This window comes from Kitasatospora sp. NPDC056783 (genome assembly GCF_042789895.1).
GTDB lineage: Bacteria > Actinomycetota > Actinomycetes > Streptomycetales > Streptomycetaceae > Kitasatospora.
This window is the reverse complement of the sequence record NZ_JBHUAF010000342.1, coordinates 1-9,501: the sequence shown is the minus strand read 5'-3', so window position 1 is coordinate 9,501 and position 9,501 is coordinate 1. Positions and strand designations below refer to the sequence as shown.

The following is a 9,501-nucleotide window of genomic DNA, read 5'->3' as shown; positions in this document are numbered from 1 at the left end:
CGTGCGCGGGGGCCGGGCGGTCCGGTGTCCAGGGATCAGACGTTGAAGCGGAATGCTCACCATGCGGCTGTGACCTGCAAAGATGCTGATCCCGGCGACCCAAGTCAGCACAGAATCAGCACGGTGACTCGAACTCGACGCCGGCCATCAGTAGTGGTAGCGGGCAGCCAGAACGATGATCTCCCGGTCCGTCACCAAGTAGACGAGGCGATGCTCGTCGTCGATCCGCCTCGACCAGGCCCCGGGCAAGTGGTACTTCAGTGGCTCGGGCTTGCCGATACCAGTGAACGGGTCGCGCAACACGTCCTCGATGAGCTTGTTGATCCGGGCAAGCATCTTGCGGTCGTTCTTGAGCCAGGAGGTGTAGTCCTCCCAGCCGGTCTCCTCGAAGACGAGCCTCACGCGGCACCCTTCTCGCCATCCGCCGCGTCAGGATCGATGAGCTCCCGCTCGGAAAGCCCTATGCCGCCAAGGGCGTTCTCGTACGCCTTAAGCAAGCGGCGGGCGTTCACCGGCGAGCGCAACAGGTACGAGCCTTCACGCAGAGCGGCATAGTCCTCGGCCGAGACGAGTACGGCATTTCCATGCTTGGAGACGATCTCGATGGCCTCGTGATCGTCATTGACCTTCTTGATCAACGGGAAGAGAGCCTTGCGCGCCTCGCTGGCAGTGATCGACATCGACTGAACTCCCTCCATAACCGGTACCACATAACGTACCACTCATGCGAGCACGGCGGGCCAAAGAAGTCAGCACCAAGTCGGCACGGAAAAGAAGGCGGGGCCCGCCTCAAGAGAGGCGGACCCCGTGCGACCTGCGCATTTGACAGATCAATCTACCTCAAAGTAATCACACGTTGAAGCGGAACTCCACGACGTCGCCGTCCTGCATGACGTAGTCCTTGCCCTCGATGCGGGCCTTGCCCTTGGCGCGGGCGTCGGCGATGGAGCCGGTCTCGACCAGGTCGGCGAAGGAGATCACCTCGGCCTTGATGAAGCCCTTCTGGAAGTCGGTGTGGATGACTCCGGCGGCCTCGGGGGCGGTGGCGCCCTTCTTGATGGTCCAGGCGCGGGCTTCCTTGGGGCCGGCCGTCAGGTAGGTCTGGAGGCCGAGGGTGTTGAAGCCGACCCGGGCGAGGGTGGCGAGGCCGGGCTCCTCCTGGCCCATCGACTGGAGGAGTTCCAGGGCCTCGGCGTCGTCCAGCTCGATCAGCTCGGACTCGATCTTGGCGTTCAGGAAGATCGCCTCGGCGGGGGCGACCAGCTCGCGCTGGGCGTTCTTGAAGTCCTCGTCGGCCAGCTCGGCCTCGTCCACGTTGAAGACGTAGAGGAAGGGCTTGGCGGTCAGCAGGTGCAGGTCGCGGATCGGGGCGGTGTCGAAGCCGGCCTCGAAGAGGGTCTTGCCGGTCTCCAGGATCGCCTGCGCGGCCTCGGCGGCGGCCAGCACGGGGGCGGTGTCCTTCTTGAGGCGCGCCTCCTTCTGGAGCCGCGGCAGGACCTTCTCGACGGTCTGGAGGTCGGCCAGGATCAGCTCGGTGTGGATGGTGTCGATGTCGTCCTTGGGCGACACCTTGCCGTCCACGTGCACCACGTCCGGGTCGGTGAAGGCGCGCACGACCTGGCAGATCGCGTCCGACTCGCGGATGTTGGCGAGGAACTTGTTGCCCAGGCCCTCGCCCTCGCTGGCGCCGCGCACGATGCCGGCGATGTCGACGAAGTCGACGGTCGCCGGGAGGATGCGCTGGGAGCCGAAGATCTCGGCGAGCTTGCCCAGGCGCTCGTCCGGGACGCCGACGACGCCCACGTTCGGCTCGATGGTGGCGAACGGGTAGTTGGCCGCCAGCACGTCGTTCTTGGTCAGGGCGTTGAACAGGGTCGACTTGCCGACGTTCGGCAGGCCGACGATTCCGATCGTGAGCGACATGAAGCGCAGTCCCGTGGGCTTGGAGGAGTTGGGTCGGCACCGTACGGGCCGACCCCCAAGTCTACGGGCAGGCCCCGTCCCGGCTCACGCCCCGGCCGCCGCCGTCCGGGGCTCCAGGAACTCCAGCCGGTTGCCCAGCTTGTCGTCGGCGTAGAAGCGCCGGTGACCGGGCAGGCCGTCGTCCCAGGTCACCGGGTGGCCGTGGGCGGTGAGGCGGTCGGCCAGCGCGTCCAGCGAGCGGACCAGGATGCCCGGGTGCCCCTTGCGGGACGGCCGGAAGTCCGGGGCCACGCCCAGGTGCACCTCGACCCCGCCACCGCGGAACCAGCAGCCGCCGCGCGCGGCCAGCACCGGCGGCTTCGCCAGCTCGGTCATGCCGAGCACGCCGGACCAGAACGCGCGGCACTCGTCCTCGGCGCCGGCCGGGATGTCCAGCTGGACGTGATCGAGCCGTTCGAACGTGAAATCGGTCATGTCTCTCCCCCGTGGAAGGACCCGTGAACGGATCCGGTGATCGTCGCGCGTCCGCGCGACCGTGCAGGTCAACACACCTGAATGCCCATCACATCACTATCCCGCCCGGAGACACGGGGCAAGGCCGGAACGACGCATTACACAGTGTGGCGATGATCGGACCGTACGTTGGGCGGGTGGAGCAGAGCATCCGTACCCAGCCGCCAGGGCCCAGACGCCGTCCGCCGACCGGCTCGTCCGCAGCCGCCGTCCCGGGGCCGGGCCGGGCTCCCGGGGCCGCCGGAGGCCCCGCCGCGTCCTCCTCCCGGCTGCGCCCGACGGCCGACCGGTCCGCCGCCCGACCGGCCGGTCCACGGCTGCGCCTGCCGCTGCGCGGAAGCGGGCGCGGCGAGGAGCCGTCGTACGGCGGGCGGCGCTCCGGCCGGCCGACCCGGCTGACGGCCGTCGGCACCGGCGTGCTCGCCGTGCTGGCGACGCTCGCGGTGGCGGGCCTGGACCGGCTGCTGTTCGACGGCCTGGGCTGGCTGTTCGGCTTCGGCTACCTGGTGGTCTGCTTCCAGCTGGCCGTCCGGGTGCGCTACGCCGACCTGCTGGCCGCACCGATCAGCGGGCCGATCGCCTTCGCCCTCGCGCTGCTGCTGCTCGAACCGGTGAACTCCTCGGGCGTCACCGCCCAGGTGGTCTCGCTCGCGACCGGGCTGGCGCTGCGGGCCGACTGGCTGTTCACCGGCACCGGGCTGGCGGCTCTGATCGTGCTCGCCCGGTTCGTCGCCCAGCGCCGGTTCCACCGCTCCCGCTGAGGCCGCCCGGCCGAGAACCCGTCCCGCTGAGGAGCTACGAGCCGCCCCCCTCGGCCCGCTCCCTCAGTCCGCCGCCCGGGCCGCCGCCATGGCGGCACCGACGATGCCCGCGTCGTTGCGCAGCTCCGCCGGCACCACCCGCGCCTCGCGGGCCTTCAGCAGCGGCAGGAACTTCTCGTGCTTGCGGCTCACCCCGCCGCCGATCACGACCAGCCGCGGCGAGAACAGCTTCTCCACCAGGTCCAGGTACTCGTCGACCCGCCCGGCCCACTGCTCCCAGCTCAGCTCGTGCCGCTCCTTGGCGGCCGAGGAGGCCCGGCGCTCGGCGTCCTTGCCGCGCAGCTCCAGGTGCCCCAGTTCGGTGTTGGGCACCAGCGTGCCGTCCACGAAGAGCGCGCTGCCGATGCCGGTGCCGAAGGTGAGCACCAGGACCACGCCCGGTTCGTCCCGGCCGGCGCCGTGTGCCAGCTCGGCCACTCCGGCCGCGTCCGCGTCGTTCAGGACGGTCGCGGGCATCCCCAGCGCCTGGCTGAAGAGGCCCTCCGCGTCCAGCCCGATCCAGCCCTTGTCCACGTTGGCCGCCGTTCTCGTACGGCCGTCGACCACCACGCCGGGGAAGGTCAGCCCGACCGGGCCGTGGTGGTCGAACTGGCGGACCACCTCGCAGACGGCGGCGACCACGGCCTCGGGGGCGGACGGCTGCGGGGTGAGCACCTTGTAGCGCTCCTCGGTGAGCGCGCCCCGGGCGAGGTCGACGGGCGCGCCCTTGATCCCCGAGCCGCCGATGTCCACACCGAATGCCGCCGTCATCATGTCCGCCCTCCGCCGTCGGCCGGGGACCGGCCGGTCCCCGGCCGGTGAATCGTCCACAGCCTGTGCACAAACCTACGAGAGCCCGGGCGGAGCCGCACAGCAGCGGCACCGCGGACGCGCGAGGGGCGCTCGCACAGCACGGAACCCGGCACCCCGCACGGGGCGCCGGGTTCCTCACGACCGGCTCAGAGCTTGCCCGCCGCCTCGGCGCGCAGGTCGCGGCGCAGCTCCTTGGGCAGCGAGAAGGTCAGGTGCTCCTCGGCGGTCTTGACCGTCTCGACCGTGTCGTAGCCGCGCGCGGCCAGCAGTTCCAGCACGCCCTCGACGAGGATCTCCGGCACCGAGGCGCCGCTGGTCAGGCCGACCGTGTCGACGCCCTCCAGCCACTCCTCCTGGATCTCCTCGGCGAAGTCCACCAGGTGGGCGGCCTTGGCGCCGTACTCCAGGCCGACCTCGACCAGGCGGACCGAGTTGGAGGAGTTCTTGGAGCCGACGACGATCAGCAGGTCGGTCTCCGGGGCCATCTTCTTGACCGCGACCTGGCGGTTCTGGGTGGCGTAGCAGATGTCGTCGCTGGGCGGGCTGACCAGCTCCGGGAAGCGCTTCTTCAGCTCGTCGACGGTGGCCATGGTCTCGTCCACGGACAGGGTGGTCTGGGACAGCCAGACCACCTTGGACTCGTCCCGGACCCGGACGGCCGCGACGTCCTCGGCACCGTCCACCAGGTGGATCCGGTCCGGGGCCTCGCCCATGGTGCCGACGACCTCCTCGTGGCCCTCGTGGCCCACCAGCAGGATGTCGAAGCCCTCGTCGGCGAAGCGCACGGCCTCCTTGTGCACCTTGGTGACCAGCGGGCAGGTGGCGTCGACGGTGGCGAGCTTGCCGGCCCGCGCCTCGTCGTGGACGGACGGGGCGACACCGTGCGCGGAGAAGACGACGATCGAGCCCTCGGGCACCTCCTCCGTCTCGTCGACGAAGATCGCGCCCTTCTTCTCCAGGGTCTGCACCACGTACTTGTTGTGGACGATCTGCTTGCGGACGTAGATGGGGGCCCCGTACTGCTCCAGGGCCTTCTCCACGGCGATCACGGCGCGGTCGACTCCCGCGCAGTAGCCCCGGGGGGCGGCGAGCAGGACACGGCGCTGCGCGGTCTTGGACATGGGCCCATCGTACGGGCGGTGGCAAGCGGTGTCTGCCCGTCCGCTCTCCGGTGGGAAGCCGCGCCGACACCGCACGATTTCCGAGCAGACTCGGTCATCGGTGCTCAAAATATGGTCTCTATGAGCCCTGTGAGCGAGCAGGAGACGTCCGGCGGTCTGCGCCGCAGCCTGGGCGTCCGCGATCTGATGGTCTACGGACTGCTGTTCATCGCGCCGATGGCCCCGGTCGGCGTCTTCGGCGTGCTGGACGCCAAGAGCCACGGCGCCGTCGCCACGGTGTACCTGGCCGCGACGGTGGCCATGGGCCTCACCGCCCTCTCCTACGCCCAGATGGTGCGCGCGGTGCCGCAGACCGGCTCGGTGTTCGCCTACGCGCGGGCCGGGCTGGGCGAGGGGCCGGGCTTCATCGCCGGGTGGATGGCGATGCTCGACTACCTCCTGATCCCCGCGGTGGCCTACCTGTTCTCCGGGATCGCGCTGAACTCGCTGGTGCCGGACGTCTCCCGCTGGGTGTGGACGGCGCTCGCGGTGGTGGTGACCACCGCGCTCAACCTGACCGGGGTGCGGACGGCGGCGGTGGCCGGCTTCGCGGTGCTCGCGATGGAGATCGCGGTGCTGGCGGTGTTCGTGGTGGCGGCCTCGGTGGTGCTGGCCCAGGACGGCGCCCGGCGCGGCTGGGACACCCCGTTCACCGCCGTGGGGGACTTCTCACCGGCCGCCGTGATCTCGGCGGTGTCCGTCGCGGTGCTCTCGTACCTGGGCTTCGACGCGATCGCCACCTTCGTGGAGGAGGCGGTCGGGGCCTCGGCCGCGGTCGCCCGGGCGGTGCTCTGGTGCCTGGCGCTGGCCGGCCTGCTGTTCGTCGCCCAGACCTACCTGGCGGCGCTGCTGGAGCCGATGGGCCCGGAGCGGCTGGCCGCCGACCCGGCGGCGCAGGGCTCGGCCTTCTACGACACCGTGGAGAGCGGCGTCGGGCACTGGCTGCACGTGCTGGTGGCGGCCGGCAAGGCGATCGGCGCGGCCTTCGCGGCCCTGGCCGGGCAGGCGGCGGCCGGGCGGCTGGTCTTCGCGATGGGGCGGGCCGGACGGCTGCCGCGCTTCCTCGGCGCGGTCGACCCGGCCACCGCGGTGCCGCGCCGGGCGCTGCTGGTGGCCGCGGTGATCACCATGGCGGCGGCGGTCTGGGCGGCGAACCGGGACGACGGGCTGGACCAGCTGACCTCGGTGGTGAACGTGGGCGCGCTGACCGCCTTCGCGCTGCTGCACGCCTCGGTGGTCGGCTGGTACACCGTCCGGCACGGCTCGCGGGACCGGCTGCGGCACCTGGTCGTCCCCGTGCTCGGGATCGCGGTGATCGGGGCGGTGGTCTACGAGGCGTCGACGACGGCGCAGATCGTCGGGGCGGTCTGGCTGGCGGTCGGCCTGACGGTGCTCGCCGTCCAGGGCGGCGGCGCCGGAGGTGTCGGCGAACGCCGCTAGGGTCGTTCGCATGGCCAACACCAGCTCCCCCGAAGCGCCGCTCCCGGTCGGCAAGGTCTCCGCGCTGATCGGCGGCTGGGTCGACCGGCTCGGCGCGGTCTGGGTGGAGGGGCAGATCACCCAGCTCAGCCGCCGCCCCGGGGCGGGCGTGGTGTTCCTGACCCTGCGCGACCCGCAGGCCGACGTGTCGCTCACGGTGACCTGCTTCCGCTCGGTCTTCGACCAGGTCGCGGACGTGGTGCAGGAGGGCGCGCGGGTCGTCGTGCACGCCAAGCCGGAGTGGTACGCGGCGCGCGGGCAGCTGTCGATGCGCGCCTCTGAGATCCGGCCGGTGGGCCTGGGCGAGCTGCTGGCCCGGCTGGAGCAGCTGAAGCGGCGGCTCGCCGGGGAGGGCCTGTTCGCCGCCGAGCGCAAGAAGCCGCTGCCCTTCCTGCCGCAGTGCGTCGGGCTGGTCACCGGGCGCGGCTCGGCGGCCGAGCGGGACGTCCTGGAGAACGCCCGGCGGCGCTGGCCCGCCGTCCGCTTCGAGGTGCGCAACGTCCCGGTGCAGGGGGTCAGCGCGGTGGAGCGGGTGAGCGCGGCCGTGCGGGAGCTGGACGAGCACCCCGAGGTGGACGTGATCGTCGTGGCGCGCGGCGGCGGCAGCGTGGAGGACCTGCTGCCGTTCTCGGACGAATCCCTGGTGCGGCTGGTCGCGGCCGCCCGTACGCCGGTGGTGAGCGCGATCGGGCACGAGCCGGACCAGCCGCTGCTGGACTTCGTCGCGGACCTGCGCGCCTCCACCCCGACCGATGCCGCCAAACGGGTGGTTCCGGACGTCGGCGAGGAGCTGGCCAAGGTCCGCCAGCTGCGCGACCGCGCCCGCCGGCACGTGCTGTCCCGGGTCGAGCGCGAGCAGCACGGGCTGGCCGGGCTGCGCAGCCGCCCGGCGCTGGCCGCCCCGCACCGGATGCTGGACGGGCGCGGCCAGGAGGTGGACGGCCTGGTGGAGCGGGCCCGGCGCACCCTGCGGCACCGGCTGGACCACGCGCAGAGCGACCTCGGGCACACCCTGGCCCGGGTGGTGGCGCTCTCCCCGGCGGCCACCCTGGAGCGCGGCTACGCGGTGCTCCAGCGGGCGGACGGCACCGTGGTGACCGACCCGGAGCAGGTCGGGCCCGGGGAGGTCCTGCGCGCCCGGGTGGCGGGCGGCGGCTTCGACGTCGCGGTGGAGCCCCAGCGGGACGCCCGGTAGGGGCCCCGCCCCCAAGCTCAGTGGGAGCGCTGCCGGGAGAGCGCCACGGAGTGCTCGCCGAAGCCCAGGCTCCGGTAGAGCGCCTCGCCGCCGCTGCTGGCGTGCAGGTCGATCCGGCCGACCCGGCGGCCGTCGAACCAGTCGAGCAGCGTCTCGGTGCAGGCCCGGGCGTACCCGCGCAGCCGGTGGCCGGGGTCGGTGCAGATGTTGAAGACGAAGCCGAACAGGCCCTCCGGGTTGCCGGGCGCGGGCAGCCGGCGTTCCAGGGTGCCGACGGCACAGGCGGCCAGCCGGCCGGGGCGGTCGGGGTCGTCGACCACGAAGGAGGGCATCGTCAGCTCCTCGGCCGGGGCGTCCAGGCGTTCGCGCAGGATGCGCTCGGCGGTGGCCTGCCACGGCCCCGGACCGGCCACGGCGGCCATGCTGGGCATCGCCTCGAACATCAGGCCGCGCAGCCTGACGAGTTCGGCCGCGTCGGCCGGGACGGCGGGTCGTACGTCGATCATGGGGCGGAGGTTAGTGCCGCGCCCGGCCGGACGCACCCGGGTTTCCGCCCCGCCGGAGCCGTCCCTGTCGCTGCCGGCCCCTACGCTGGCACCCATGGCAGAGCAGCAGGAACAGCGGCAGGACGCGGCGGCACCGAACCCGGACGACGCGCTGGGCTACGAGCACGCCCGGGACGCGCTGCTGGACGTGGTCCGGCAGCTGGAGAACGGCGGGACGTCGCTGGAGGAGTCGCTGGCGCTGTGGGAGCGCGGCGAGCAGCTGGCGAAGGTGTGCCAGCGCTGGCTGGACGGCGCCCGGGCCCGGCTGGACGCCGCGCTGGCCGCCGAGGAGGGCCCGGGCGCGGGCGGGGAGTGAGCCGACCGGCGGTGTGAACCAGGTCACATCGGCTTGGGGAATCGTTGAATATTCACCTATGTTGGTGGAAGTGACCGGCCGCGGCCGATCACACCGACGAACCCCTTATCCGCATGAGGTGCAGAAGCATGACCACCGACGCCCTGGTACTCGACGCCGCCGCCCAGGACCTGCTGTTCCGCGAGGCCCGCACCGCGAACACCTTCACCGACGAGCCGGTCACCGAGGAGCAGGTCCAGGCCATCTACGACCTGGTCAAGTACGGCCCGACCGCCTTCAACCAGCAGCCGCTGCGCGTCGTCCTGGTCCGCTCGACCGAGGGCCGTGAGCGCCTCGTCCAGCACCTCGCGGACGGCAACAAGGCCAAGACCGCCAACGCCCCGCTGGTCGCCATCCTCGCCGCGGACAACGAGTTCCACGAGGAGCTGCCGACCCAGTTCCCGCACTTCCCGCAGGCCAAGGACGTCTTCTTCTCGGAGCGCGGCGTCCGTGAGCAGTCCGCCGCCCTGAACGGCGCCCTGCAGGCCGCCTACTTCATCATCGGCGTGCGCGCCGCCGGCCTGGCCGCCGGCCCGATGACCGGCTACGACGCCGCGGGCATCAACAAGGAGTTCTTCGCCGAGGGCGACCACTCGGTGCTGGCCGTCGTCAACATCGGCAAGCCGGGCGAGGACGCCTGGTTCCCGCGTTCGCCGCGCCTGGCCTACGACGAGGTCGTCACCACCGTCTGATCGGCCCCCGCGCGAAAGGGCCCCGC

At 72.1% G+C, this 9,501-nt stretch carries 12 protein-coding genes; 5 read left to right on the top strand and 7 right to left on the bottom strand.

Translation table 11 applies throughout. The features are described from left to right. Window positions 1–147: 147 nt before the first annotated feature. The 4 genes from ACFRMQ_RS32595 to ACFRMQ_RS32580 form a co-directional block, all read right to left on the bottom strand. Entirely contained in the window at window positions 148–402 is a 255-nt protein-coding gene (locus tag ACFRMQ_RS32595) for a Txe/YoeB family addiction module toxin (RefSeq protein WP_350631555.1), read from the bottom strand. Next, window positions 399–680, bottom strand: coding sequence for a type II toxin-antitoxin system prevent-host-death family antitoxin (locus tag ACFRMQ_RS32590; protein WP_344325967.1), 282 nt, complete (start codon window positions 678–680; stop codon window positions 399–401). Before ACFRMQ_RS32590 ends, ACFRMQ_RS32595 begins: the two co-directional genes overlap by 4 nt. A gap of 169 nt (window positions 681–849) precedes the next feature. After that, complete coding sequence (gene ychF, locus ACFRMQ_RS32585; RefSeq protein ID WP_380734342.1) at window positions 850–1,923, bottom strand: redox-regulated ATPase YchF; 1,074 nt, start codon at window positions 1,921–1,923, stop codon at window positions 850–852. An 84-nt stretch (window positions 1,924–2,007) separates the two neighbouring features. Continuing rightward, window positions 2,008–2,397, bottom strand: a complete 390-nt coding sequence (locus ACFRMQ_RS32580; RefSeq protein WP_380734341.1) for a VOC family protein — start codon at window positions 2,395–2,397, stop codon at window positions 2,008–2,010. Window positions 2,398–2,549: 152 nt separating this feature from the next. Here ACFRMQ_RS32580 and ACFRMQ_RS32575 point away from each other — a divergent pair, with 152 nt between their 5' ends. After that, complete coding sequence (locus tag ACFRMQ_RS32575; RefSeq protein ID WP_380734340.1) at window positions 2,550–3,197, top strand: DUF6542 domain-containing protein; 648 nt, start codon at window positions 2,550–2,552, stop codon at window positions 3,195–3,197. Between the two features lie 63 nt (window positions 3,198–3,260). On the opposite strand, the gene ppgK is transcribed toward ACFRMQ_RS32575, so the two are convergent. Both ppgK and ACFRMQ_RS32565 read right to left on the bottom strand, forming a co-directional pair. Next, window positions 3,261–4,007 carry a polyphosphate--glucose phosphotransferase gene (ppgK, locus tag ACFRMQ_RS32570; protein WP_380734343.1) on the bottom strand — a complete coding sequence of 249 codons (747 nt, stop codon included), beginning with the start codon at window positions 4,005–4,007 and terminating at the stop codon, window positions 3,261–3,263. Window positions 4,008–4,195: 188 nt separating this feature from the next. Then, a complete protein-coding gene (locus ACFRMQ_RS32565) occupies window positions 4,196–5,170 on the bottom strand; it encodes a 4-hydroxy-3-methylbut-2-enyl diphosphate reductase (RefSeq protein ID WP_380734339.1) in 975 nt (324 codons plus the stop codon). A 120-nt stretch (window positions 5,171–5,290) separates the two neighbouring features. Between ACFRMQ_RS32565 and ACFRMQ_RS32560 the strand changes: the two genes are divergently transcribed. Together ACFRMQ_RS32560 and xseA are read left to right on the top strand one after the other, a co-directional pair. Next, window positions 5,291–6,649, top strand: coding sequence for an APC family permease (locus tag ACFRMQ_RS32560; protein WP_380734338.1), 1,359 nt, complete (start codon window positions 5,291–5,293; stop codon window positions 6,647–6,649). Between the two features lie 10 nt (window positions 6,650–6,659). Further along, a complete protein-coding gene (gene xseA, locus ACFRMQ_RS32555; RefSeq protein WP_380734337.1) occupies window positions 6,660–7,883 on the top strand; it encodes an exodeoxyribonuclease VII large subunit in 1,224 nt (407 codons plus the stop codon). 17 nt (window positions 7,884–7,900) lie between these two features. Here xseA and ACFRMQ_RS32550 read toward each other — a convergent pair whose 3' ends face one another. Further along, window positions 7,901–8,389, bottom strand: a complete 489-nt coding sequence (locus tag ACFRMQ_RS32550; RefSeq protein ID WP_380734336.1) for a GNAT family N-acetyltransferase — start codon at window positions 8,387–8,389, stop codon at window positions 7,901–7,903. A 94-nt stretch (window positions 8,390–8,483) separates the two neighbouring features. Between ACFRMQ_RS32550 and ACFRMQ_RS32545 the strand changes: the two genes are divergently transcribed. Beyond that, window positions 8,484–8,744 carry an exodeoxyribonuclease VII small subunit gene (locus ACFRMQ_RS32545; protein ID WP_380734335.1) on the top strand — a complete coding sequence of 87 codons (261 nt, stop codon included), beginning with the start codon at window positions 8,484–8,486 and terminating at the stop codon, window positions 8,742–8,744. Window positions 8,745–8,872: 128 nt separating this feature from the next. Beyond that, window positions 8,873–9,475, top strand: a complete 603-nt coding sequence (locus tag ACFRMQ_RS32540; protein ID WP_380734334.1) for a malonic semialdehyde reductase — start codon at window positions 8,873–8,875, stop codon at window positions 9,473–9,475. The last annotated feature ends 26 nt before the right edge of the window (window positions 9,476–9,501 follow it).

What these genes read in the sequence shown, in the direction of transcription:
- ACFRMQ_RS32590 (WP_344325967.1), bottom strand. Translation starts at nt 680, where the DNA reads ATGTCGATCACTGCCAGCGAGGCGCGCAAGGCTCTCTTCCCGTTGATC.
- ychF (WP_380734342.1), bottom strand. Translation starts at nt 1,923, where the DNA reads ATGTCGCTCACGATCGGAATCGTCGGCCTGCCGAACGTCGGCAAGTCG.
- ACFRMQ_RS32580 (WP_380734341.1), bottom strand. Translation starts at nt 2,397, where the DNA reads ATGACCGATTTCACGTTCGAACGGCTCGATCACGTCCAGCTGGACATC.
- ACFRMQ_RS32575 (WP_380734340.1), top strand. Translation starts at nt 2,550, where the DNA reads ATGATCGGACCGTACGTTGGGCGGGTGGAGCAGAGCATCCGTACCCAG.
- ppgK (WP_380734343.1), bottom strand. Translation starts at nt 4,007, where the DNA reads ATGACGGCGGCATTCGGTGTGGACATCGGCGGCTCGGGGATCAAGGGC.
- ACFRMQ_RS32565 (WP_380734339.1), bottom strand. Translation starts at nt 5,170, where the DNA reads ATGTCCAAGACCGCGCAGCGCCGTGTCCTGCTCGCCGCCCCCCGGGGC.
- ACFRMQ_RS32560 (WP_380734338.1), top strand. Translation starts at nt 5,291, where the DNA reads ATGAGCCCTGTGAGCGAGCAGGAGACGTCCGGCGGTCTGCGCCGCAGC.
- xseA (WP_380734337.1), top strand. Translation starts at nt 6,660, where the DNA reads ATGGCCAACACCAGCTCCCCCGAAGCGCCGCTCCCGGTCGGCAAGGTC.
- ACFRMQ_RS32550 (WP_380734336.1), bottom strand. Translation starts at nt 8,389, where the DNA reads ATGATCGACGTACGACCCGCCGTCCCGGCCGACGCGGCCGAACTCGTC.
- ACFRMQ_RS32545 (WP_380734335.1), top strand. Translation starts at nt 8,484, where the DNA reads ATGGCAGAGCAGCAGGAACAGCGGCAGGACGCGGCGGCACCGAACCCG.
- ACFRMQ_RS32540 (WP_380734334.1), top strand. Translation starts at nt 8,873, where the DNA reads ATGACCACCGACGCCCTGGTACTCGACGCCGCCGCCCAGGACCTGCTG.